Genomic DNA, 22,638 nt, shown 5'->3' on the forward strand with positions numbered 1-22,638 from the left:
TCAAATGGCCTTGAAGGAGGCCATCTGTGGACAATCTGCGCGTCGCTTTGATCGGGTATGGAACCGGAGGTGCGGTCTTTCACGCTCCTCTGATCTCCGCCGCTCCCGGGCTGGAGCTCGCCGCCGTCGTGGCCCGCGATCCGGCGCGCCGGGCCGCCGTCCGTGACCGGTACTCCGGCACCGAGCTCCTCGACGCGCCCGACGACGTCTGGTCCGGCGGATACGACCTGGTCGTCGTGACGACGCCGAACCGCACGCACGTTCCCCTGGCCCGCGCGGCGCTCGACGCGGGCCTCCCCGTCGTCGTCGACAAGCCGATCGCGACGACGGCCGCCGAGGCACGGTCGCTGGCCGGCGGCCCCCTGGTCGTGCCGTTCCACAACCGCCGCTGGGACGGCGACTTCCGGACGGCCGCCCGGCTGATCGGCGACGGGACGCTCGGCCGGGTGCTGCGGTTCGAGTCGCGGTTCAACCGCTGGCGCCCGCAGATCAAGCCGGGCTGGAAGGAGACCGCCGACCCGGCCGCCGCCGGCGGCGCCCTGTACGACCTCGGCGCCCACCTCATCGACCAGGCGATCACGCTCTTCGGGCCGCCCGTGGACGTCCACGCCGAACTGGACGTACGGCGAACCGGCGCCGAGGCGGTCGACGACGCGTTCGTCGCGCTCACCCATCCGAACGGCGTCCGGTCCCACCTGTGGATGAGCGCGATCAGCGCGGATCTCGGGCCGCGCTTCCGGGTGCTCGGCGACCGCGCCGCCTATGTCACGTACGGCCTGGACGTCCAGGAGGACCAGCTCCGCGCCGGCCTCACCCCGGAGGACGCGACGTATGGCGTGACGCCGCCGGAGGCGTACGGAACGGTCGGGACCCCCGGCGACACCCGGCCCGAGCCAACCGACCCCGGCCGGTACCAGGACTTCTACCCGGCTGTCGCGGCCGCGGTCCGCGGGGAGGGCCCGCCGCCGGTCACCCTGGAGGACGCCGTCGCGGGTCTCGAGGTCATCGAGACCGCCATGCGGCGGACCGGGAACGGCTGAGCGCCGGAGGACAAGCCGGCACGCTCGCCGGCTATTCCGGTCGGCCGCGGGCGCGATCGGCTGCGGCGTCGCGCTGCGCACAGGACGACGTCGAACCGCGACGGCGCGAGCAGGGTCGCCGCGTCGCGCGCGTCGCCCTCGACCAGGCGGACGCGCTCCCGGACCTGCGCGGGTTCGGCCTCCAGCGCGGTCCGAAGGTCGCCGAGCAGGGCGGGTGAGGCGTCGACCCCCGTCACCTGGTGGCCTCTGCGGGCGAGCGCCAGCACCTGGGTGCCCTGGCCGCAGCCCACGTCCAGGATGTTCCGGGACGGAACGTCCGGAAGGTGACCGGCGAGCTGCCGGGCCACCAGCTCCTGGCGCACCACCTGCCGTAGCGTGCCCAGCCTCGCCCGCCAGCGGCCCTCCCCCGGCGCGAAGTCGCTCACGCTCCCGCTCCCCCCGGCGGCACGATCGGCAGGCCCGCCGGGGCTCCGGTCTCGATGAGACGCCACAGGGCGTCGGTGTCGAGGTGCTGTTCCACCAGGTCCCCGAGGGCGTCGAGCTGGGCCTCCCGCAGCGCGGCGAAGTCGGTGTCCGGCGCCGGGGTGAAGTCGCGTCCCGCGACCCGCGCGACGTCGGCGAGGAACGCGCGGCGGAAACCGTCGTTCTCCAGTGCGCCGTGCCAGGTCGTCCCCCAGACCGCCCCCTCGCGGCAGCCGTCGAGGAACGGTTCCCCGCCCTCCACGGCCGCCATCCCGTGGTGGATCTCGTACGCGCGCACCGGCTCGCCGTAGGCCGTCCCGGTGGGCCGGCGCAGCGTCTTGTCCGGCGCGAACTCCACGCGGACCGGCAACAGCCCGAGGCCCGCCACCGCTCCCGCCATCGACTCGACGTCGTCGAGGATCTCGCGGGCGAGCATCTGGTAGCCGCCGCAGATCCCGAGCACCGGCCGGCCCGCCCGCGCCCGGCGTACGACCTCGGCGGCCAGCCCCCGCTCGTGCAGCCAGGCCAGGTCGGTGACGGTGGCCCGGGAGCCGGGCAGCACGACGAGGTCCGCGTCGGCCAGTTCACCGGGCGTCGTGGCGAACCGCACGCTCACGCCGGGCTCGGCGACCAGGGCGTCGATGTCGGTGAAGTTCGAGATCCGGGGCAGCCGGGCGACCGCGACCCGCAGCGTCTCCCCCGAGTCCGCAGGGCGCGTCGCGGGGCGCGCGTCCAGGGCCAGGGAGTCCTCGACGTCGAGCCAGAGCCCGCCGAGCCAGGGCAGCACGCCGTACACCGGCCGGCCGGTCAGGGCGGTGATCTGCGCCAGGCCCGGGGCCAGCAGCTCGGGCGCGCCCCGGAACTTGTTGATGACGAACCCGGCGATCAGCCGCTGGTCCTCCGGCTCCAGCAGGCCGACCGTCCCGTACAGCGCGGCGAACACCCCGCCCCGGTCGATGTCGCCGACGACGATCACCGGCATGCCGGGGCCGTCCGGGGATCCGGCGGCGCGCGCCAGGCCCATGTTCGCGAGGTCGCCGGCGCGCAGGTTGATCTCGGCAGGGCTGCCCGCGCCCTCGCAGATGACCACGTCGTACCGGGCGCGCAGCTCGGCGAGGCTGGCGAGGACCACCTCGCGGAGGCGTGTCTTGTGCGCGGCGTACCCCATCGCGTCGACCTCGGCGACCGGGCGGCCGAGCACGACCACCTGGCTGCGCCGGTCGCTGCCGGGCTTGAGGAGCACCGGGTTCATGTGGGCGGTCGGCTCGACCCCCGCGGCGGCGGCCTGCATCGCCTGGGCCCGCCCGATCTCCGCCCCGTCGGCGGTGACCATGGAGTTGAGCGACATGTTCTGCGCCTTGAAGGGGGCCACCTTGACCCCTTGGCGGGCGAGCCACCGGCAGAGCCCTGCCGTGAGGGTGCTCTTGCCCGCGTCCGACGTCGTCCCCGCGACCAGCAGCATCCCGTTGCCCACGGACGCCGACGGTAGCAGCCGGGCCGCTACCGGCGGGCCGACGCCCTCCTCCGGAGGGCGAGGACGGCGGCCCGGCCACCGACCGTCACGACGGCCGACGCAAGCGTCACGGCACGGGACAGGCGGACGGCGCGCCGGATGTCACGCGGTTCGGCGGCGTGGCCGTCGCCGAGCTCGGGCCGGTGCTCGACACGGCTCCCGTACACGTTGACGCCGCCGAGCCGTACGCCGAGGGCCCCCGCGAACGCCGCCTCGCAGCGCCCGGCGTTCGGGCTCGGGTGGGCCGCGCCGTCGCGGCGCAGGACGGCGTACGTCGCGCGCGGCGAGCCGCCGACGAGCGGGGCGCAGACCGCCGTCAGCACGCCGGTCAGCCGAGCGGGTACCCAGTTGGCCGCGTCGTCGAGACGGGCGGCGGCCCACCCGAAGCGGAGGTATCGGGGACTGCGGTGCCCGACCATCGCGTCCAGCGTGTTGACCGCGCGGTACGCGAGCAGGCCCGGCACGCCGAAGACGGCCCCCCAGAAGAGCGGGGCCACGGCGGCGTCGGAGGTGTTCTCGGCGATCGACTCGACCGTCGCCCGCGCGAGCTCCTTGGCGTCGAGGGCGCTCGGGTCCCGCCCGCACAGGTGCGGCAGCCGGCGCCGGGCCGCCTCGACGTCGCCCGGCTCCAGGGCGACCGCCATCGCCAAACCCTCACGCCCCAGCGACGTCCCGCCGAGAACCGCCCAGGTCGCCGCCGCCGTGAGCAGCACGCGCCCCGGCGCGGCCGCGCGCCGGCCTACGGCGTCCACGGCCGCACCGAGACCGGCGGCCCCGAGTACGGAGGCGGCCGTGAACATCGCTCCGCGCGCCACCGAGTCCCGGTACAGGCGTCGCTCCAACGCGGCGGCGGCCCGCCCGAACCCGGCCACCGGATGCCCTCGCTTCGGGTCGCCGACCAGCGTGTCCAGGACCAGCCCGGCGAACAGTCCCGTCTCAATCGTCACGAACGAAAACGATAGGCCCACCTGCTGCTATACGACACCTATGGCCGGGGTGGCCGCCCCGCTCCGGCGGTGTTTCGTCTCGCGAGGGAATTTCTCGGCTGAGTAGACGGCGCAGAGCGGGACGGCACCGGTCCGGGGCACGGGCGGCCGTCAATCCGTCTCTACTTCGCCCCGCCCGATGACCCCGACCTCGACGCAGTCGCTACCCTGCTGCGTACCGCTGTAACTGCTCTTTCGGTACGGCTCGATCATTTGTACAGTTCCATCTTCGTACGAATCAGGTCTTTCGACTGAGCATCATTTAGGGCTTCATTGGCGCTACCTGGAAATCGGCTGGCGCCACGTCAGCTCCATGCTTCGGATAGAAGCTGGTGTCCATCGCACTACTCAAGGTAGTGGATGTCGTCTCCCGGGGATACGGGCGGCGGCTGCGGCGACGGTTGCCAGGTCTTCGCTCGAGAAGCCGGCGCGACTCAGCACCGCCAGGGATTTGTTCGTTGCCAGCGTGCACAACGCCAGCTCTGCCGCCTCCTGATCATCGGCCCCCGCCGCCAGCAACGCCTGCTCCAGCATCGCCCGCAAACCGTCGATCATGGCGCGGACCATCGCCCGGCCCTCCGCGTCGAGGGCCGGGAACTGCGTTGCCGACACCGTGAGCAGGCAGCCATCCGGGACCGTCGGGTCGGCGATGCGGTTCAGGGTGACCTGCAGGTAGGCGGCCACAACGGCGCTCGGGCTCGGGTGGGGGCCGGACAGCGCCTGGTCGTACAGCGGGTGGTAGGTCTGCGCGTACCGTTGGAGGCTTTTCCGGAAGAGGGTGCTCTTGTCGCCGAAGGTGCCGTAGAGCGAGCTCCGGCCCAGGCCTGTGCCCTCGGTCAGGCGGTCGATCGAGGCCTCCGAATAGCCCCAGCGCCAGAAGACGTGCATCGCGCGTCGTAGCGCCTCGTCCACGTCGAATTGCTTGCGGCCCGCCATGGTTCGTCAGCCTACACATCTTGCACCGATCGTTTCAAGATGTGTATGGTCGCCGGCATGACAAGTTGCACCGATCGTTCCATGATGAGTACGGCCGACGGCACGACAAGCTTGAGTTCGCTGCGGCTGCCCGACGGGTTCACCGACGTCTTCACTAGCCGGCTCGTGGAGCTGAACGGGCTGCGGCTGCACGCGGTCACCGGCGGGGACGGCCCACCGCTGCTGCTGGTCGGCGGGTGGCCACAGACCTGGTACGCCTGGCGGGAAGTGATGCCCGCGCTCGCCCGCGAGCACACCGTCGTCGCCGTCGACTCACGCGGGGCCGGGCTCTCCGACAAGCCCGACGACGGTTACGACGCCGGCACGCTGGCCGCCGATCTGGTCGCTCTGATGGCCGCGCTCGGGCACGACCGGTTCGACGTGGTCGGCCACGACATCGGCATGTGGACCGGATACGCCCTCGCTGCCGATCACCCCGAGCGGGTGGGCCGGCTCGCCGTCGTCGACGCCATTATCCCCGGTCTCACGCCGACCCCGTCGGTCTTCAGCCCGGCCGCGGTCAACCAGCGGCTCTGGCACTTCGGCTTCAACCGGCTCACCGACCTCAACGAGGAGCTGGTCCGGGGGCGGGAGCGGCTCTTCTTCGGCTACCAGTTCGCCAAGAAGGCAGCCACCCCGGACGCGATCCCCGCGTACGCCGTCGACGTCTACGTCGATGCGATCGTCGCGGATCCTCGCGGGCTGCGGGCGAGCTTCGCGTACTACCGGGCGCTGGACGAGACGATCGCGCAGAACGAGCAGCGCAAGAAGACCCGGCTGACGCTGCCGGTGCTCGCCATCGGCGGCGCGCGGTACAGCGGCGCGATGGTCGCCGAGACGATGCGGCTGGCGGCCGACGATGTCACCGGGGTGGTCCTCGACGATTGCGGCCATTACGTGGCCGAGGAGCAGCCGGCGCGGTTTACCGAGATCCTGGAGGACTTCCTCGGTGGCAAACCGATAGCAGGCGTGCCGCACGGCTGACACATTCGTGGCGGAGTTTCGCCATGTCTGTCTTGCGCCCCCGCTCATTCACGTTGCGGCGCCTCCCGCGTGCCAAGAATCGACGGCGATGCGTATGCCGTCGGTGGTGCGCGAGGAAGAATGTCGATGTCCACAGTCAGCTACCGGGATAGAAGCGGAGATACATGGCATCCAGCGCCGGTACTGCCCGTACATCCTCGCGGGGAAGCCCGGCGATCGCCACAGACCGGCGGTATCCGACCTGTAGCCCCACCGTCCTGCCTGATCATCCAGAGTTTCGACACCGCGAAGTGCCGAAGCTCTGGATGATCACGCGCACTGCTGCACGCTCTGCGGCGGCGTTCCAGCGCGATCCGCTCGTGCGGGCGACCGTGCGCCTCCAATCGGAGCGCAACGTCATCGACGTCGAACTGCCCGCCCCCTACGTCGAATGGATCATGTGCGATCGCTCGGCGAACGCTGAACGGTCAGGTGCGCGGCCGGTACACGGCCCCGGTGAACGGCAGTGCGCCGTCCGTCTCGCGCTCGTCGGTCGGTACGAGCCCGGCCGCCGCGGCCCACGCGTCGACGAGGCTTGCCGGCCAGGACGTCCGCCCGCCGGGAAGCACGACCACCACGCCGTCGGGGGCGAGGGCCCGGCCCAGCTCGCGGACGGTGTGGCGCGGGAACGCGAAGGTCTTCGGGTCGAGGTGGCAGACGGCCACGTACAGGCTCGCGTCGGGGAACGGCAGGTCGACGTCGATCTCGCCGACGCCGGGCGCCGGCATGCTGCCGCCCGCCCGTTGCACGGCGCGGCGGAGGGTGCGGGCGTCGCGGCGGTGCGGGACGGACGCCTCGACCGGCACCCCGTCGGCGATGAGCCGGGCGGCCAGGTCGTGCAGGCCCGTGCCGACGAGCCGTACCGGCGCGGTGTGCCGCGCGGCCTCCTTGGTGAGGAGCGCGCCGATGGTCGCGTCGTCGAGCGGGGTACGGCCGTGGGCGGCGGCCGCGGGCGTGCTCATCGGGGTGCCGTTCGGCCGGTGCTCGCGAGGTACGGGAGCGGCGGGGTCGCTGTGGGGCGGGGATGGGTCACCGGAGTCCTCCCACGGTTATCTGTATTCTGCAGCTATCGTAACGCGGGCCTCCTGGCAGGCATGATTCGGGGCATGGACGACATCGACGTGGCGATCGTGGGGCTCGGACTGGCGGGATCCGCCGCCGCCCGGGCGGTGAGCCGCCGGGGACGGAGCGTCGCGGCCTTCGAGGCGTACGGGCCGGGCCACCGGCGCGGCAGCTCGCACGGCCGTGCCCGGATCTTCCGCCGCGCCTACCTGGACCCGCTGTACGTCGAGCTCACCGGCCGGGCCGGGCGGCTCTGGGAGGAACTGGGAGAGCAGGCCGGCGAGCGCCTCCTGACCCGGACCGGTGGCGTCGACCACGGCCGCGGCCGGGAGCCGGAGCGCATGGCGCGGCTGCTCCGGGACCACGGCGTCGCCGCCGAACTGCTCGATCCGGCCGAGGCGGCACGCCGCTGGCCGGGCATCCGGTTCACCGGACCCGTCGTCCTCGATCCGGAGGGCGGGGTCGTCGACCCCGAGGCGGCGATCGCCGCACTCGTCCGGCTCGCCGCCGAGGACGGTGCGCACATCGCGTACGACACCCCCGTCCGAACCATGGAACCGGACTCCACGGGTGTGCGCCTGCGCACCGACGAGGGGACCTGGCACGCCCGTACGGTCGTGGTCGCGGCCGGAGGCTGGACGGGCCCGCTGCTCGACGGGCTCGTCCCCCTCCCGCCGCTGACCGTGACCCGGCAGCAGGTCTTCTTCTTCGCCCCCGAGGACGCCGGCCCCTGGCCCACCGTCGTGCACGGCGAGACGTCCCTCGACCTGTACGCGCTGCCGGAGGGCCCGTACGTCAAACTCGGCGAGCACGCGCCCGGCCCGGTGACGACCGCCGCCGACCGGGACTTCACCGTCGACCCGGCCGCCCGCGAACGCGCCATGGCGTACGCCCGGACCTGGCTGCCGGGCCTGGACCCGGTGCCGCGCTCGGAACTGACCTGCCTCTACACCTGGACGCCCGACGAGGACTTCGTCATCGACCGCCGGGGACCGTTCGTGGTCTGCTCTCCGTGCTCCGGGCACGGCGCGAAGTTCACGCCGTTGCTCGGCGAGCTCGCCGCCGACCTCGTCGACGGCCGCCCGCCGATCGACAGGTTCGCCCTACGGTGAGGTCACGGTGCCGGCGAGCGCCCGTGCCACGGTCAGACTGTCCTCGTAGAAGTGGCAACGGGTGATCAGGCCGCCCTCGACCGTGATCCGGACCGCGCACAGCGCGGTATACGGCTCGCCGTGGGCTCAGCGCGGGGGTGCGAACGGCGTGGCGACCGGGCCGGAGACGCCCGGCTCGACGCGGAAGATCCGGCCGGCGTCCGGCTCGGCCTCTCGTTGCTGCGCGGACAGGCCCTGCTGCGACGTCGTGATGAAGAGCGTCGAACGGTCGGTGCCGCCGAAGCAGCAGCTCGAGACGTTCGTCACCGGGAGGCTGACCGTGGCGACCAGACGCCCGGACGGGTCGTACCGGTGCACGGCGCCGCCGCCCCACAGCGCCACCCACAGGAAACCCTCGTCGTCGACGGTCATGCCGTCCGGGTGGCCGCCCTCGACCGCGAACAGCCGCCTGCGGTCCGTCGCCGCGCCGGTCTCCAGGTCGTAGTCGAAGACGTCGACCTGACCGGTCGGCGTGTCGATGTAGTACATGGTGCGGCGGTCGGGGCTCCAGTCGAGTCCGTTGGAGATGGTGACCCCGTCGAGCACCGTGCGGATCGAACCGTCGAAGACGAACAGCGAGCCGGCGCCGGGCGTCTCGTCGAACGCCATCGTGCCGGCCCAGAACCTCCCCGCCGGGTCGCACTTGCCGTCGTTCATCCGGATCGTGGAACCGTCGGCCAGGTCGCCGGTCAGGGCCGTCGCCCTGCCGTCCTCGTCCAGCTGCATGAAACAGGTCCCGGCGGCGATGATCCACCCGCCCAGCACCCGGGGCACGGCGGCGCCGATAGGACGGTCGACCTCCAGCGAACGCGGGTCGGTGAGCGTCTTGCCGTCGTACCCGGCCAGCCACAGCCGCCCGGCCATGATGTCGACCCAGCCGAGCCGCTCTCCGTACCAGAACGGCCCCTCGGCGTGCTCGACCCGGACCGGCGAACAGGGTTCCGCGGTGAGTTCCATGCTCGGCTCCCAGCCGTGACGTAGTGGATCAGCGACAGTCTTCCACTACCCGCTCAGACGTCCGGCAGCCCGGAGACCCGGGATCGTGCCCCGTCCGCGCGACGAGTGTTACGGTTGCGGCGCACGAAGTGCCGCGTCGGAACGCTTCGTGTGCCACGGCTGTGGCTCCCATGGCGCGCTCAGCCTCGTTGTCACTGACATCGAGGAGCGTCGTCGTGGAGGATGAAATGACCACGCTGGTGATCGGGGCCCGCGGAAGCGTCGGGTGCCATGTCGTCGATCAGCTGCTGGCGGCAGGGGAGCCGGTGCGCGCCTCGGTGCGCGACCCCTCGTCGGCCGACCTGTCCGCCGACGTGTCCGTCGTCGCCGCCGACCTCACGAAGGCCGATACTCTGCGGGCCGCGCTGGCCGGGGTGCGGAAGGTCTTCCTGTACGCGCCCGCCGGAGGCGTGGACGCCTTCATCGACGCGGCCCGTGACGCCGACCTCGAACGCATCGTCCTGTTGTCGTCCGGAAGCGTCCTGCTGCCGTACGCGGTGGACAACGCGATCGCGGAAGAACACCGATCGGTCGAGCGGGCGATGGCCGGCTCCGGTCTCCCGTGGATGCCGATCCGCCCTCTGGTGCTGGCGAACAACACGTTGAACTGGGCCGACTCGATCCGGACCGAACGCGTCGTCCGGCTGATCCATCCCGAGGCGGTGATGGCTCCCATCCATGAACGCGACGTCGCCGCGGTCGCGGTCGCAGCCCTCCTCGGGAAGGCCGGCGACGAGGCCGGCGCCATGCTGACCGGCTCGGAGGCGTTGTCCCAGCGGCGTCAGGTCGAGCTGATCGGTGCCGCGATCGACGAGGACATCCGGGTCGACGAATTGTCGGAGTCGCAGGCGCGTGACCATTTCCGCCGGTTCGCGGACCCGGACATCGTCGACGCGATCATCGAGTTCGTCGCGGCGGCGGCGAACGGAGGGTCACCGGCGACGGACACGGCGGAACAGATGCTCGGGCGACCCGCCGTGCACTTCGCGCAGTGGGCGCGAGATCACGCCACCGTCTTCCGGTGACCGGTCCGACCACCCCGCTATCGGTCCCACGGGGCGGTCGCCGCCGCGGCGGCCTCCGCGTCGTCGGTGACCAGGATGAGCCGGTGGTCGTGGTCGGAGTAGAGCACCTCGATGTTCACCCCGGCCGTGGCGAGCGCCCCGGTGATCGCTCCGAGCTGGCCCGGCTTGTCCTGGTCGAGGCGGCGGGCGACCACCTCGCGGCAGGCCGTGACCGTGATCCCCGCCTTCTCCAGCGCGGCGGTCGCGGCGTCGCCGTCGTGGAACAGGAAGTGCGCCACCCCTCGGCCGTCCACGGTCCAGGCGCCGCCGCCCTCCACGCTGACCCCGGCTGCGCCCAGGGCCTCGCCCATCGCCGCCAGCGCTCCCGGCCGGTCGTCCAGTTCGATGGTCAGGTCGTACATCGTCGCCTCCTCAGCCGTGCACGCGGCGGCTGTCCGCCGGTGCCTCGTCGCGGTGGTCCGGTCCGTAGTCCCGGACCACTTCGGCCATCCGCAGCCGGTACGTCGTGAAGAACCGGTGCCGCCCCAGCGCCTGCGCGCGCCGGTGCGCCGGCGTGTTCCGCCAGGCGGCGACGGCCTCCTCGTCCCGGAAGAAGCCGAGAGCGAGAAACCTCCCCGGCTCCGCCTCACTGGCGTACCGCTCGATCCCGTAGAACCCGTCGAGCTCGGGGAGCAGCTCCCGGAGCCGGGCGGACTCGGCCAGGTAGTCCTGGTAGGTCCCGTCGTCGTCGGGGTCGAGCCGGTACTCGAACATCATCGCGATCACGGATCGACCGTACGGCCGCGATACTTAGACGCCGGTCGAATCATGTCCGTGGTGCCGCGGGTTGCTCACGTGATCATCCAGAGCTTCGGCACGTCCCGGTGCCGAAGCTCTGGATGATCAGGCAGGGCTACAGGTCCGCCACCGCTGGGATCACCTCTGACCCGATCGCTTCCAGCGGCGTGATGCGCCAGACGTCGGACACGCCGCCGATGACCGCGTCGATGCCGAGCTCCGCCAGCCCGCCCAGGGCGTCGACGATCTCGCCGGTCTTCTCGCCCTTCTCTCCGGCGTCGAAGGGGAAGATGACGGTCTTCTCGATCTCGTCGTAGTCGCGGCCCTCCGCCGCGCAGTGCTCGCGCAGCACGTCGAGCTTGTGCGCCAGCTCCGGACCGGGGAACAGGTTGCACGCCTGGGCGTAGCGAGCCACGAACCGCAGCGTCTTCCGCTCTCCCGATCCACCGATCAGGATCGGCGGATGCGGCCGCGACAGGGGCTGCGGCGAGTCGAGCGTGCGTTCGAGGCGGTAGTGACGGCCCTCGTACCCCTCGTCGCCGTCACCCCACATCCGCAGGCAGATCTGGAGTGTCTCCTCCAGACGCTCGAAGCGCTCGGCCGTCGGCGGGAACGGCAGGCCCAGACCGCGGGCCTCCTCCTCGTTCCATGCGGCGCCGATGCCCAGCTCGGCACGGCCGCCGGACAGCACGTCGAGCGTGGTCACGATCTTGGCGAGCAGCCCCGGCGGCCGGTAGACCGCGCCGGTGACGAGCGTGAGCAACCGGGCGCGGGACGTGTGCGCGGCCAGGAAGCCGAGCGTGGTGTACGCCTCGAGCATGTCGTTCTCGGGCGGCCCGACGAACCCGATCTGGAAGACGTGGTCCATCACCGCGATCCGGTTGAACCCCGCGTCGTCCGCCGTGCGCACGATCCGGGCGAGGTCCGCAGCGAGGCTGGACGGCCCGCCGGGCCAGGTGAAGTCTGGAACCTGAAGTCCGATCTTCATGAGATGTACCTCCCACCCGTGATCCTGTCACGGCCCGCCGGAGATCTCTCACCCGTGCCGGGCGGGCACCTCGACGAACCCCATCGACTCGTAGAGGGCCCGGGCGCGCGTGTTCTGCTCGGTCACGGCCAGGGAGAGCCGGTCGTACCCCCGCTCCGCCAGCGCCCCCATCGTCGCGTGGATGAGCCGCCGGGCCAGGCCGCGGCCGGTGTGCGAGGGGGCGGTGAACAGGAACGCCAGGAGGGGTACGCCCGTCCAGACCGTCACGAGGGCGGCCGCGACGGGGCGGCCGCCCTCCTCCGCGACGAAGGACGCCTCCGGCAGGAACGCCCCGTACTCCCCGTCGAAGGCGAGCCGGACATCCTCGGTCGCCGACGCGACGCCGTCACCGGCGTCCCGCTCGTCCGGGGTACCGCGATAGGCGTCCCACATCAGGGCGCCGAGCAGCGGGAGGTCCTCCCGGGTCGGCGTCCGGAAGGATCCGTCCACCGGCGCCCGCGGCCCGGACAGCGTCGCGTCGAGCCGATACCGCCTCGGCTCTTCTGGAGTCTTGGTCACGGGCCGAGACTAGATCGCCTTCACCGGATGGCGAAGGATCGCGGGTATCTTCTCCGGGTCGGTCTCCCGGACGTCGGACAGGTAGATCTCGTGGTGCAGGCCGTTCGACGCCGGCCCGGCCCGCCGCCATGAGGGGCCCTTTGGCCGTAATGTCGCACCCGTGGTGGAGCAGATGTGGCGGGCGGTGGGCGTCTTCCGGCTCGTCACCCTGGCCTATGCCGCGGTCCTCATCCTGCGCGACCACCAGCGGTACGCCCATCCCCTGGGCGGCCTCATGACGCTCGCCGTGATGGCGGCCTGGTCCGCGCTCGTCACGGTGGCGTACGCACGGCGGTCGACGCGGCGTCCCTGGATCGTCGGCGCCGACGTCGCCGTCGCCACCGCGCTGATCCTCGCGACGCGCCTGGTCGACACGGCCGCCCGCATCGACCACGGCGCCGCGACGCTGCCGGTGTGCTGGGCCGCGGCGTCCGTGCTGGCCTGTGCCGTCGCCGGCGGACCGTGGGCGGGGGTCGCCGGGGCGGCGGTCGTCTCGGCCGCCGATCTACTCGAACGCCAGGCGTTGCCGCGCAACACGTTCAACGGGATCGTGCTGCTGTTCATCGCCGGCACGGTCGGCGGTCACGTCGTACGGCTCGTGCTGCGCGCGGAGGCCGCCCTCGACCGCGCGGCCCGGCGGGAGGCGGCCACCGCCGAGCGCCGGCGCATCGCGCGCGACATCCACGACTCGGTGCTGCAGGTCCTCGCGCTGGTCAGCGTGCGCGGCCGGGAGCTCGGAGGCGAGGCCGCCGAGCTGGGCCGGCTCGCCGGAGAGCAGGAGACGGCGCTCCGGTCGCTGATCGCCCTCCCTCCGTCGCCGGCGCCGGACGGCCGGCTCGACGTGCGGACGCTGCTGGAACCCCTGGCCGGCGACCGGATCACCGTCTCCTGTCCGGCGCACGAGGTGCTCCTCCCCGACCCGGCGGCCCGAGCCCTGGCCGCGGCGACCGGCGAGGCCCTCGACAACGTCCGCCGCCACGCCGGCCCGGACGCACGGGCGTGGGTGCTGCTCGACGACGAGGGGGAGGTCGTCGCGGTGAGCGTCCGCGACGACGGCGTCGGGTTCGAGGCCGGCCGGCTCGTCCGGGCGGCCGAGGCCGGGCGGCTCGGCGTCGCCCAGTCGATCGTCGGGCGGATCCGGGAGCTGGGCGGGGAGGCGTCCCTGACGTCGGCGCCCGGCCGTGGGACCGAGGTCGAGCTCCGGGTTCCGCGCACCGCATCCCCGAGAGAAGAGGTGGACCACCGTGGACGCTGACGGCTCGCCGCGCCTGCTCGTCGTGGACGACCATCCGATCTGGCGCGACGGCATCGCGGAGCGGCTGGCGGCGGGCTTCAGTGTCGTGGGCACCGCCGGCGACGGCGCGCAGGCGCTGCGCCTGGCCAGGGCCACCCGGCCGCAGCTCGTCCTGCTCGACCTGCACCTGCCGGACCTGGCGGGGGCGGAGGTGACCCGAAGGCTGCTGGCCGACGATCCGTCGCTCCACGTGCTGGTGCTGTCGGCGAGCGGGGAACGTCAGGACGTCCTCGACGCCGTCACGGCGGGCGCCACCGGTTACCTGACCAAGTCCGCGTCCCTCGACGAGGTGGTCGCGGCGGTGCGCTCGGCGGCGGCCGGGGAGGCGGTGTTCACGCCCGGGCTGGCCGGGCTGGTCCTGGGCGAGTACCGGCGGCTGGTCGGCACGCCAGAGCCGGAGACGCCCCGGCTGACGAAGCGGGAGACCGAGGTGTTGCGGCTGGTCGCCAAGGGCCTGACCTACCGTGAGATCGCCGAGCGGCTCGTGCTGTCGCACCGGACGGTCCAGAACCACGTGCAGAACACCCTGACCAAGCTGCAACTGCACAACAAGGCCCAGTTGGTGCGCTACGCGCTGGAGCAGGGACTCGACTGAGTCCGGAGGATTTTGCGGAGGCGGCGGTCCGCCGCGCACGCCCCGGAACGCCGTGTTGCTCGGGGTTCGACAAGATCATCCCAGTTCCAGGGGCGTGGGAGCGCTCCCAGATTCCGGTTTCGTTCCTATAACGCCCCATTGCGCCCTCTTGGCGACAGGCTTAACATTCCGGCAATCGAAGCGCTTCGACAGGAGCGGGACCTTGGTAAAGATCTCTGACGTGGCCCACCACGCCGGCGTCTCCCCCAGCACGGTGTCGTACGTGCTGAGCGGCAAGCGGTCGATCTCGGACCAGACGCGCCGCCGGGTCATGGACAGCATCCGGGCCCTGGGCTACCGCCCGCACGCCGGGGCCCGCGCACTTGCCAGCAACCGTTCGAACGTCATCGCGCTCGTCGTCCCGCTCCGCTCGGGCATCCACGTGCCGATCGTGATGCAGATGGTCATCGCGGCGGTGACCACCGCCCGCACGTACGACCACGACGTCCTCCTGCTGACCCAGGACGAGGGCGTGGGCGGTCTCGAGCGGGTGGCCGGCTCCTCCCTCGTCGACGCGATCATCGTGATGGACGTCGAGCTGCACGACCTGCGGCTGCCGGTGCTGCGCTCGCTCGAACGGCCGTCCGTGCTGATCGGCTTCCCCGCGGATCCGACCGGGCTGACCTGCATCGACTGGGACTTCGAGGCGGCCGGCGCGGCCTGCGCCGAGTATCTCGCCGACCTCGGACACCGCGAGATCGCGCTGATCGGCGCGCCCCCCGCAGTGTACGAACGCGGCACCGGCTTCGCCGAACGCACGAAGGCGGGCTTCCAGCGCGCCGCCGCCGAACGCGGCGTGGACGCGGTCGTCCGGCCCTGCGACCCGGACAACGCCCGCGCCGCCGCCGACGACCTTCTACGGGACCACCCGGGCCTGACCGGCATCGCGGTCCACAACGAGCCGGCCGTCGAACCGCTGCTCACGGCGTTCCGCGCGAGCGGGCGCCACATCCCCGACGACCTGTCCCTGGTCGCCATCGCTCCCGACGACCTCGCGGAGCGGCTCGACCTCACCTCGATCTCCATCCCCGCAGAGGAGCTGGGCAGACAGGCCGTCGTCCGGCTCATGGAAAAGCTGGACGGCCACCAGCCGCCCGGCGCGACCCTGCTCCCCTCCCGCCTCGTCGTCCGGTCCAGCACCCCGGCGACCTGAACCGAACGACGTCGAACCCGAACTCCTCGGCGCGATTGAAGCGCTTCGACATTTCCCGCACCCCCTGGAGGAAATCCCGATGTTCAAGGCGACAAAGGCGCTCGCGGCCCTGACCGCGGGAATGCTGGCCCTGTCCGCGTGCGGCGGCGGGGGCGGCGGCTCTTCGTCCAAAGAGCTGAAACTGTGGCACTACGAGACCCAGGACAGCGCCATGGGGGTGGCGTGGAACCAGGCGATCAAGGAGTTCGAGCAGACCCACCCGGGCGTCAAGGTGAAGTTCGAGGAGAAGGGCTTCGAGCAGATCCAGAAGACCGCCCCGATGGTGCTCAACTCCAAGGACGCCCCGGACATCCTGGAGTACAACAAGGGCAACGCGACCGCCGGTCTGCTGTCCAAGCAGGGGCTGCTCACCGACATCAGCTCCGAGGTGACCAAGCGCGGCTGGGACAAGCAGCTCCCCGCAGGCGTCGCCGAGACCGCGAAGTACGACGCCAAGGGCGTCATGGGCGGCGACAAGTGGTACGGCGTCCCGAACTACGCCGAGTACCTGCAGGTGTATTACAACAAGGCGCTGTTCGACAAATACGGCGTGAAGGTGCCGACGACGTTCGACGAGTTCACCAAGGCGATGGACACGTTCGCCGGCAAGGGCGTCACCCCGCTGGCCAACGCGGGCGCGGAGTACCCGGCGCAGCAGTACCTCTACCAGCTGGCGCTGAGCAAGGCGGACCGGCCGTGGGTCGACCGGTTCGAGCGCTACACCGGCAAGACCGACTTCCACGACCAGGCGTGGACCTACGCGGCCACCACCTTCGCCGACTGGGCGAAGAAGGGCTACGTCGCCAAGAACTCGGTGGGCGTCAAGGCCGAGGACGCCGGCACCTCGTTCATGTCGGGCAAGTACCCGATGTTCTTCTCCGGCAGCTGGTGGTACGGCCGCTTCGAGAAGGAGATCAAGAACTTCCAGTGGGACACGTTCCTCTGGCCGGGCAGCAAGATGACGCTCGGGTCGAGCGGCAACCTCTGGGTCGTCCCGAAGGGGTCGAAGAACAAGGACCTCGCCTATGACTTCATCAACATCACGATGAAGAAGGACATCCAGAACCTGCTCGCCAACAACGGCGGCGTGCCGGTCGCGGGCGACCCCGCCGGCGTCACCGACCCGAAGAACAAGAAGCTCATCCAGAACTACCAGACCCTGGCCGGCAACGACGGCCTGGGCTACTACCCGGACTGGCCGGCGCCGGGCTACTACGACGTGCTCGTGGCCGGGACGCAGAAGCTCATCAACGGCACCGCGTCGCCGAGCTCGGTCCTGGACGGCTTCGCCAAGCCGTACAACGAGAACCTCTCGAACATCGGCCACTAGCGATTCGCCGAATCGCGGGAGGCGGGCAGGACCGACCGCCCGCCTCCCGTACCGGAGACACACGATGACCCAAACCCTGAGCGCGCCGCCCGCCGAGGCCGTGTCCAAGCCCACCGGACGGCCGCGTCGCGGCCTGTCCTACTCCGTCTACCTGATCCCCAGCGCGGTGCTGTTCGTCGCCGTCATCCTGGTGCCGTTCGTCATGAACATCGGCTTCAGCCTGACCAAGTGGGACGGCATCGGCTCGCCCGAGTGGGTCGGGCTGGACAACTACACGAAGCTGCTGTCCGACGGGACCTTCTGGGCCTCGTTCGGGCACAACGTCGCGCTCGTCTTCGCGATGGCGATCATCCCGTTGATGATCGGGCTGGTCCTGGCCGCCGCGCTGTTCGACTTCATCGCCAAGCGGTTCGGCCCGCGCACCGCGGCGGTCCTGCGGGCGTGCGTCTACCTGCCGCAGGTGCTGCCGTTCGCGGTGGCCGGCATCGTGTGGGCCTGGATCCTGGCTCCCGACAACGGCGCCCTGAACTCCGCCCTCAAGGCCGTCGGCCTCGCCTCGCTGCGCGAGGACTGGCTGGGCGACCAGAAGCTCGCCCTCTACACGGTGATGGGCGTGATGATCTGGGTGCAGATCGGCTTCCCGCTCGTCGTCTTCATGGCGGGCCTGCAGCGCGTCGATCCCTCCCTGTACGAGGCCGCGGACATCGACGGCGCGTCGTGGTGGCGGAAGTTCTGGCACATCACGGTGCCGCAGATCCGCCCGGAAATCTACGTGGTGCTGCTGACCTGCACCGTCGCCGCGATCAAAAGCTTCGACAAGATCTTCATCCTGACCAAGGGCGGGCCCGGCGGGGCGACGACCGTCCCGGCGTACTACTCGTACCAGAACTTCTTTGAAAAGACCCAGGTCGGCTACGGCGCCGCGATCGCGACCGTGCTGACGCTCATCATCGTCGCGGTCACGGCGGTGCTGATCAGCCGCCAGAACAAGGCCGAGGGGGCGGACCGATGACCTCCATCAGCGCCAAGCGTGGCGTCCCGGCGCGCAGGCCTCGCGCGACCGTGCACCGGCGGACGCCGGGGGCCTGGGCGGTGCTCGTGTCGCTCGCCGTGCTCGCGGTGGTGATGCTGCTGCCGTTCGTCATCATCACGTTCAACGCGTTCAAGTCCCCGGCGGATTACTCCAGCCACGGCCCGCTCAGCGTGCCCAAGGGCCTGTACCTGCAGGGCATCAAGGACTTCTGGGAGCGCGTCGACTTCGGCGCCAAGCTCGTCAACAGCCTGATCATCAGCGGCTCGGTCGCGATCCTCGCGGTGATCCTGTCGGTGCTGAACGCCTACGCGCTCGGCATCGGCCGGATCAAGGGCCGCGTGTCGATCCTCGTACTGTTCCTGCTGGCCAACACCGTGCCGCAGGAGGTGCTGGTCTACCCGCTGTACTTCCTGTCGAAGAAGGTCGGCCTGTACGACACGCGGCTCAGCATCATCATCATCTTCACCGCGATCCAGACGGCGTTCGGCACGTACCTGCTGTCGTCGGTGCTGTCGGCGTTCCCGCGCGAGATCCTCGAGGCGGCGCGGATGGACGGCGCGGGCCGGTTCCGCGTCCTGTGGCGCGTCGTCGTGCCGATCAGCCGGCCGACCCTCGGCGTGCTGTTCGTCTTCTTCTTCATCTGGACGTGGAACGAGTTCTTCCTCCCGATGATCTTCCTGATCTCCAACGAGAACCAGACGGTGCCGGTCGCGCTCGGCGTGCTCCAGGGCCAGAAGCTCATGGACGCCACCATGACCAGCGCGTCAGCCCTGCTCGGGATCATCCCGGCGGTCGTCTTCTTCCTGATCTTCCAGCGCACGCTCACCCGCGGCATCACCGTCGGTGCCGTCAAGTAAGAGAAGGACCCACCCTTTGAGATTCACCGACGGCTACTGGATGCTGCAGGACGGCGTGCAGGCCTCGTACCCGGTCGAAGTCCTCGACGTACAGGCCGCCGCCGACTCGCTCAGCGTCTACGCGCCGACCCAGCACATCCGGCACCGAGGCGACCTGCTCAAGGGCCCGCAGCTCACCCTGACCTACACCTCCCCCATGCCGGACGTCATCGGGGTGACGGTCACCCACTTCGACGGCGAGGTCCCCCGGGACCCGAGGTTCCGGCTGAACGAGCAGCGCGCCGACGTGACCGTGACCGTCGACGACGAGGCCGCGTCCCTCACCTCCGGCGCGCTGTCCGTACGGGTCGCCCGCCAGGGCCCCTGGCGCGTCGACTTCTCCGCCGGCGGCCGGGTCATCACCGGCGGCGGCGGGAAGACCACGGCCATCGTGGAGACCGGGGACGGCCGGCACCACATCCGCGAACAGCTCGACCTCGGCGTCGGCCACCACGTGTACGGGCTCGGCGAGCGCTTCGGCCCGCTGGTCAAGAACGGCCAGACCGTCGACATCTGGAACGCCGACGGCGGCACCGCCAGCGAGCAGGCGTACAAGAACGTGCCGTTCTACCTGACCGACGCGGGCTACGGCGTCTTCGTCGACCACCCCGGGCACGTGTCGTACGAGGTGGCCTCCGAGGTCGTGACGCGCACGCAGTTCAGCGTCGAGGGCCAGTCGCTGCGCTACTTCGTCATCTACGGGCCGACGCCGAAGGACATCCTGCGCAAGTACACGGCGCTGACCGGCCGCCCGGCGCGGGTGCCCACCTGGTCGTACGGCCTGTGGCTGTCCACGTCGTTCACCACGTCGTACGACGAGGACACGGTCTCCGGCTTCATCGACGGGATGGCCGAGCGGGACCTGCCGCTGTCGGTGTTCCACTTCGACTGCTTCTGGATGCGCGAGTTCCACTGGTGCGACTTCGAGTGGGACCCGCGCACGTTCCCCGACCCGGAGGGCATGCTCCGGCGCCTGAAGGCGCGCGGCCTGAAGATCTGCGTGTGGATCAACCCGTACATCGCGCAGCGGTCGAAGCTGTTCGAGGAGGGCGGGGAGCGCGGCTTCCTGGTGAAGAAGCCGAACGGCGACGTCTGGCAGTGGGACAAGTGGCAGCCCGGCATGGGCCTGGTGGACTTCACCAACCCCGAGGCCCGCGAGTGGTACGCCGCGAAGCTGGACGCGCTGCTCGACATGGGCGTGGACTGCTTCAAGACCGACTTCGGCGAGCGCATCCCGACGGACGTCGTCTACTTCGACGGCTCGGACCCCGAGCGGATGCACAACTACTACACGCACCTGTACAACGAGACCGTGTTCGAGCTGCTGCGCAAGCGCCGGGGCGAGGGTGAGGCCGTGGTGTTCGCCCGGTCGGCCACGGCGGGGTCTCAGGCGTTCCCGGTGCACTGGGGCGGCGACTGCGAGTCGACGTTCGAGGCGATGGCCGAGGACCTGCGCGGCGGGCTGTCGCTGAGCATGTCGGGGTTCGGCTACTGGAGCCATGACATCGGCGGCTTCGAGGGCACGCCGGACCCGGCCCTGTTCAAGCGGTGGATCGCGTTCGGCCTGCTGTCCTCGCACAGCCGGCTGCACGGCAGTCAGTCCTACCGGGTGCCGTGGCTGTTCGACGATGAGGCCGTCGACGTCCTGCGCGTCTTCACGAAGCTGAAGGCACGCCTCATGCCGTACATCCTGGGCGCGGCGCGGGAGACGTACAGCGAGGGCATCCCGATGATGCGCTCGATGGTCGTGGAGTTCCCCGACGACCCGGCCGTCAGCCACCTCGACCGGCAGTACATGCTCGGCGGGGACCTGCTGGTCGCGCCGGTCTTCTCGGCCGACGACGAGACGGCCTACTACGTGCCCGAGGGCACCTGGACGCACGTCCTGACGGGCGAGCCGGTGACCGGTGGGCGCTGGGTCCGGGAGCGACACGGCTTCCTGAGCGTCCCGCTGCTGGCCCGGCCGGGCTCGGTGATCCCGCTGGGCGCGGTCGACGACCGCCCGGACTACGACTACGCCGACGGCGTCACGCTGCACGCGTACGCGCTGCCGGACGGCGCGCGGGTCACGACGGAGGTCCCGGACACCTCCGGCGAGGTCGTGGCGACCTTCACCACCGCCCGGGACGGCGACGTGGTCACGGTGACCGGGCGGGACGCCGCGAACTGGCGGGTGCTGCTCGTCGGCGTCCGGTCGGGCGACGTCGAGGGCGGCACGGTCACCGAGCATGAACAGGGCCTCCTCGTCGAGGCCACCGGCGACACCGTCACGATCAGAGGGATCTCATGACCGAATTTCTGTGGGGCGCGGCGACGGCGGCCTACCAGATCGAGGGCGCGGCCCGCGAGGACGGCCGGGTGCCGTCGATCTGGGACACCTACAGCCACACGCCGGGCCGGGTGCGAAGCGGCGACACCGGTGACGTGGCCGCCGACCACTACCACCGGTGGCCCGAGGACGTCGAGATCATGCGGGAGCTGGGCCTGGGGGCGTACCGCTTCTCCATCGCCTGGCCGCGCATCCACGACCAGCGCGGGATCGACTTCTACTCCCGGCTCGTCGACGCGCTGCTCGAGTGCGGGATCAGGCCGGTCGCCACGCTCTACCACTGGGACCTGCCGCAGGAGCTGGAGGACGCCGGCGGGTGGACGGCGCGCGACACCGCCTACCGGTTCGCCGAGTACGCCGAGCGGATCGGCGCGGCCCTCGGCGACCGCGTGCACCTGTGGACCACGCTGAACGAGCCGTGGTGCTCAGCGTTCCTCGGCTACGGCTCCGGTGTGCACGCACCGGGCCTGACCGACCCGGCGGCGGCGCTGACCGCGGCGCACCACCTCAACCTCGCGCACGGCCTGGCCGCGCGCGTGCTGCCGGGTAAGGTGTCGGTCACCCTCAACCTGCACCACGTGCGTGGCGAGGACGCCGACGCCGTGCGCCAGGTCGACGCGGTCGCCAACCGGGTCTTCCTCGGGCCGATGCTGGCGGGCGCCTACCCGGCCGACCTGCTGGAGGACACCGAGCAGATCACCGACTGGGCGTTCGTCCGTGAGGGTGACGAGGCGACCTGCGCCGCGCCGATCGACGTGCTCGGAGTGAATTACTACGCCCCGACGCTCGTACGGCGCTGGGACGGCGTGTCACCCCGGGACACCGCGGACGGGCACGGGAACGGCACGGCGTCGCCGTGGGTGGGCTGCGACGACATCGACTTCCTCCCGCAGCCGGGCCCGTACACCGAGATGGGCTGGCCGATCGACGCGACCGGGCTGACCGAGCTGCTGCTGCGGCTGCACCGCGACCACCCCGCCGTCCCGTTGATGATCACCGAGAACGGCGCGGCGTTCGACGACCGCGTCGACGCCGACGGCCGGGTGCGCGACCAGCGCCGGATCGACTACGTGCGCGACCACCTGGCGGCGGTCGGGCGGGCGCGGGAGGCCGGGGCGGACGTGCGCGGCTACTTCGTCTGGTCGCTGCTGGACAACTTCGAGTGGGCGTACGGCTACTCGAAGCGATTCGGCATCGTGCACGTGGACTACGCGACGCAGAAGCGCACCTGGAAGGACAGCGCGCGCTGGTACCGCGACGTCATCGCGGACTCCCCTCAGGGGCCGGGTCAGTAGGAAGCACCACTGTTTTTCGGGGGCAACACCGTCGAAGCGC

General features: G+C 71.2%; 23 protein-coding genes. 12 read left to right on the plus strand and 11 right to left on the minus strand.

Annotated elements, in window-relative coordinates; all coding sequences use genetic code 11:
- Positions 1-26: 26 nt before the first annotated feature.
- Positions 27-1,040 carry a Gfo/Idh/MocA family oxidoreductase gene (locus tag NE236_RS35675; RefSeq protein WP_252846656.1) on the plus strand — a complete coding sequence of 338 codons (1,014 nt, stop codon included), beginning with the start codon at positions 27-29 and terminating at the stop codon, positions 1,038-1,040.
- On the opposite strand, the gene NE236_RS35680 is transcribed toward NE236_RS35675, so the two are convergent.
- The 5 genes from NE236_RS35680 to NE236_RS35695 form a co-directional block, all read right to left on the minus strand.
- Positions 923-1,465 carry a class I SAM-dependent methyltransferase gene (locus tag NE236_RS35680; RefSeq protein WP_252846657.1) on the minus strand — a complete coding sequence of 181 codons (543 nt, stop codon included), beginning with the start codon at positions 1,463-1,465 and terminating at the stop codon, positions 923-925. The two genes, NE236_RS35675 and NE236_RS35680, sit on opposite strands and share 118 nt — an antisense overlap.
- Positions 1,462-2,964, minus strand: a complete 1,503-nt coding sequence (locus tag NE236_RS35685) for a cobyric acid synthase (RefSeq protein ID WP_252846683.1) — start codon at positions 2,962-2,964, stop codon at positions 1,462-1,464. Before NE236_RS35685 ends, NE236_RS35680 begins: the two co-directional genes overlap by 4 nt.
- A 38-nt stretch (positions 2,965-3,002) precedes the next feature.
- The gene (locus NE236_RS35690) at positions 3,003-3,962 is read right to left on the minus strand and encodes a cobalamin biosynthesis protein (protein WP_252846658.1); all 960 of its coding nucleotides are present in this window, start codon (positions 3,960-3,962) and stop codon (positions 3,003-3,005) included.
- Between the two features lie 150 nt (positions 3,963-4,112).
- Entirely contained in the window at positions 4,113-4,214 is a 102-nt protein-coding gene (locus tag NE236_RS45345) for a DUF397 domain-containing protein (RefSeq protein WP_372494490.1), read from the minus strand.
- Between the two features lie 135 nt (positions 4,215-4,349).
- Complete coding sequence (locus tag NE236_RS35695) at positions 4,350-4,937, minus strand: TetR/AcrR family transcriptional regulator (RefSeq protein ID WP_252846659.1); 588 nt, start codon at positions 4,935-4,937, stop codon at positions 4,350-4,352.
- 57 nt (positions 4,938-4,994) lie between these two features.
- Here NE236_RS35695 and NE236_RS35700 point away from each other — a divergent pair, with 57 nt between their 5' ends.
- Positions 4,995-5,960 (plus strand): alpha/beta fold hydrolase, encoded by a 966-nt coding sequence (locus tag NE236_RS35700; protein ID WP_252846660.1) that lies wholly within the window; start codon positions 4,995-4,997, stop codon positions 5,958-5,960.
- Between the two features lie 467 nt (positions 5,961-6,427).
- Here the strand turns inward: NE236_RS35700 and NE236_RS35705 are convergent, their stop codons facing one another.
- Positions 6,428-6,961 (minus strand): class I SAM-dependent methyltransferase, encoded by a 534-nt coding sequence (locus tag NE236_RS35705; RefSeq protein ID WP_252846661.1) that lies wholly within the window; start codon positions 6,959-6,961, stop codon positions 6,428-6,430.
- A gap of 144 nt (positions 6,962-7,105) precedes the next feature.
- Between NE236_RS35705 and solA the strand changes: the two genes are divergently transcribed.
- Positions 7,106-8,173, plus strand: a complete 1,068-nt coding sequence (gene solA, locus NE236_RS35710; protein WP_252846662.1) for an N-methyl-L-tryptophan oxidase — start codon at positions 7,106-7,108, stop codon at positions 8,171-8,173.
- A 126-nt stretch (positions 8,174-8,299) separates the two neighbouring features.
- Here the strand turns inward: solA and NE236_RS35715 are convergent, their stop codons facing one another.
- Positions 8,300-9,169 (minus strand): SMP-30/gluconolactonase/LRE family protein, encoded by an 870-nt coding sequence (locus NE236_RS35715; protein WP_252846663.1) that lies wholly within the window; start codon positions 9,167-9,169, stop codon positions 8,300-8,302.
- A gap of 215 nt (positions 9,170-9,384) precedes the next feature.
- Between NE236_RS35715 and NE236_RS35720 the strand changes: the two genes are divergently transcribed.
- Positions 9,385-10,233 carry an SDR family oxidoreductase gene (locus tag NE236_RS35720; RefSeq protein WP_252846664.1) on the plus strand — a complete coding sequence of 283 codons (849 nt, stop codon included), beginning with the start codon at positions 9,385-9,387 and terminating at the stop codon, positions 10,231-10,233.
- A 17-nt stretch (positions 10,234-10,250) separates the two neighbouring features.
- On the opposite strand, the gene NE236_RS35725 is transcribed toward NE236_RS35720, so the two are convergent.
- The 4 genes from NE236_RS35725 to NE236_RS35740 all read right to left on the minus strand — a co-directional run bounded on the left by NE236_RS35725 (position 10,251) and on the right by NE236_RS35740 (position 12,556).
- Positions 10,251-10,634, minus strand: coding sequence for a hypothetical protein (locus NE236_RS35725; protein ID WP_252846665.1), 384 nt, complete (start codon positions 10,632-10,634; stop codon positions 10,251-10,253).
- 10 nt (positions 10,635-10,644) lie between these two features.
- Positions 10,645-10,989: an antibiotic biosynthesis monooxygenase family protein gene (locus NE236_RS35730; RefSeq protein WP_252846684.1), complete on the minus strand. Its 345-nt coding sequence runs from the start codon at positions 10,987-10,989 to the stop codon at positions 10,645-10,647.
- Positions 10,990-11,125: 136 nt separating this feature from the next.
- Positions 11,126-11,998, minus strand: a complete 873-nt coding sequence (locus tag NE236_RS35735) for an LLM class F420-dependent oxidoreductase (RefSeq protein WP_252846666.1) — start codon at positions 11,996-11,998, stop codon at positions 11,126-11,128.
- Between the two features lie 48 nt (positions 11,999-12,046).
- The gene (locus NE236_RS35740; RefSeq protein ID WP_252846667.1) at positions 12,047-12,556 is read right to left on the minus strand and encodes a GNAT family N-acetyltransferase; all 510 of its coding nucleotides are present in this window, start codon (positions 12,554-12,556) and stop codon (positions 12,047-12,049) included.
- Positions 12,557-12,716: 160 nt separating this feature from the next.
- Here NE236_RS35740 and macS point away from each other — a divergent pair, with 160 nt between their 5' ends.
- From macS to NE236_RS35780, 8 genes are all read left to right on the plus strand, one after another.
- Positions 12,717-13,850, plus strand: a complete 1,134-nt coding sequence (gene macS, locus NE236_RS35745) for a MacS family sensor histidine kinase (protein ID WP_252846668.1) — start codon at positions 12,717-12,719, stop codon at positions 13,848-13,850.
- Positions 13,840-14,484 carry a response regulator gene (locus NE236_RS35750; RefSeq protein WP_252846669.1) on the plus strand — a complete coding sequence of 215 codons (645 nt, stop codon included), beginning with the start codon at positions 13,840-13,842 and terminating at the stop codon, positions 14,482-14,484. Before macS ends, NE236_RS35750 begins: the two co-directional genes overlap by 11 nt.
- A gap of 202 nt (positions 14,485-14,686) precedes the next feature.
- Positions 14,687-15,676 carry a LacI family DNA-binding transcriptional regulator gene (locus NE236_RS35755; RefSeq protein WP_252846670.1) on the plus strand — a complete coding sequence of 330 codons (990 nt, stop codon included), beginning with the start codon at positions 14,687-14,689 and terminating at the stop codon, positions 15,674-15,676.
- A 79-nt stretch (positions 15,677-15,755) separates the two neighbouring features.
- Positions 15,756-17,045, plus strand: a complete 1,290-nt coding sequence (locus NE236_RS35760) for an ABC transporter substrate-binding protein (RefSeq protein ID WP_252846671.1) — start codon at positions 15,756-15,758, stop codon at positions 17,043-17,045.
- Between the two features lie 64 nt (positions 17,046-17,109).
- Entirely contained in the window at positions 17,110-18,057 is a 948-nt protein-coding gene (locus tag NE236_RS35765) for a carbohydrate ABC transporter permease (RefSeq protein ID WP_252846672.1), read from the plus strand.
- Positions 18,054-18,935, plus strand: a complete 882-nt coding sequence (locus NE236_RS35770; RefSeq protein ID WP_252846673.1) for a carbohydrate ABC transporter permease — start codon at positions 18,054-18,056, stop codon at positions 18,933-18,935. Before NE236_RS35765 ends, NE236_RS35770 begins: the two co-directional genes overlap by 4 nt.
- A 16-nt stretch (positions 18,936-18,951) precedes the next feature.
- Positions 18,952-21,264 (plus strand): alpha-xylosidase, encoded by a 2,313-nt coding sequence (gene yicI, locus NE236_RS35775; RefSeq protein WP_252846674.1) that lies wholly within the window; start codon positions 18,952-18,954, stop codon positions 21,262-21,264.
- Positions 21,261-22,598, plus strand: coding sequence for a GH1 family beta-glucosidase (locus NE236_RS35780; protein ID WP_252846675.1), 1,338 nt, complete (start codon positions 21,261-21,263; stop codon positions 22,596-22,598). The genes yicI and NE236_RS35780 overlap by 4 nt, the downstream gene beginning before the upstream one ends.
- Positions 22,599-22,638: the final 40 nt, after the last annotated feature.

The sequence above is a fragment of the Actinoallomurus purpureus genome, assembly GCF_024055795.1.
Lineage (GTDB): Bacteria > Actinomycetota > Actinomycetes > Streptosporangiales > Streptosporangiaceae > Actinoallomurus > Actinoallomurus purpureus.

What these genes read in the sequence shown, in the direction of transcription:
- NE236_RS35685 (WP_252846683.1), bottom strand. Translation starts at nt 2,964, where the DNA reads ATGCTGCTGGTCGCGGGGACGACGTCGGACGCGGGCAAGAGCACCCTC.
- NE236_RS45345 (WP_372494490.1), bottom strand. Translation starts at nt 4,214, where the DNA reads ATGATCGAGCCGTACCGAAAGAGCAGTTACAGCGGTACGCAGCAGGGT.
- NE236_RS35695 (WP_252846659.1), bottom strand. Translation starts at nt 4,937, where the DNA reads ATGGCGGGCCGCAAGCAATTCGACGTGGACGAGGCGCTACGACGCGCG.
- NE236_RS35700 (WP_252846660.1), top strand. Translation starts at nt 4,995, where the DNA reads ATGACAAGTTGCACCGATCGTTCCATGATGAGTACGGCCGACGGCACG.
- NE236_RS35705 (WP_252846661.1), bottom strand. Translation starts at nt 6,961, where the DNA reads ATGAGCACGCCCGCGGCCGCCGCCCACGGCCGTACCCCGCTCGACGAC.
- solA (WP_252846662.1), top strand. Translation starts at nt 7,106, where the DNA reads ATGGACGACATCGACGTGGCGATCGTGGGGCTCGGACTGGCGGGATCC.
- NE236_RS35715 (WP_252846663.1), bottom strand. Translation starts at nt 9,169, where the DNA reads ATGGAACTCACCGCGGAACCCTGTTCGCCGGTCCGGGTCGAGCACGCC.
- NE236_RS35725 (WP_252846665.1), bottom strand. Translation starts at nt 10,634, where the DNA reads ATGTACGACCTGACCATCGAACTGGACGACCGGCCGGGAGCGCTGGCG.
- NE236_RS35730 (WP_252846684.1), bottom strand. Translation starts at nt 10,989, where the DNA reads ATGATGTTCGAGTACCGGCTCGACCCCGACGACGACGGGACCTACCAG.
- NE236_RS35735 (WP_252846666.1), bottom strand. Translation starts at nt 11,998, where the DNA reads ATGAAGATCGGACTTCAGGTTCCAGACTTCACCTGGCCCGGCGGGCCG.
- NE236_RS35760 (WP_252846671.1), top strand. Translation starts at nt 15,756, where the DNA reads ATGTTCAAGGCGACAAAGGCGCTCGCGGCCCTGACCGCGGGAATGCTG.
- NE236_RS35765 (WP_252846672.1), top strand. Translation starts at nt 17,110, where the DNA reads ATGACCCAAACCCTGAGCGCGCCGCCCGCCGAGGCCGTGTCCAAGCCC.
- NE236_RS35770 (WP_252846673.1), top strand. Translation starts at nt 18,054, where the DNA reads ATGACCTCCATCAGCGCCAAGCGTGGCGTCCCGGCGCGCAGGCCTCGC.
- NE236_RS35780 (WP_252846675.1), top strand. Translation starts at nt 21,261, where the DNA reads ATGACCGAATTTCTGTGGGGCGCGGCGACGGCGGCCTACCAGATCGAG.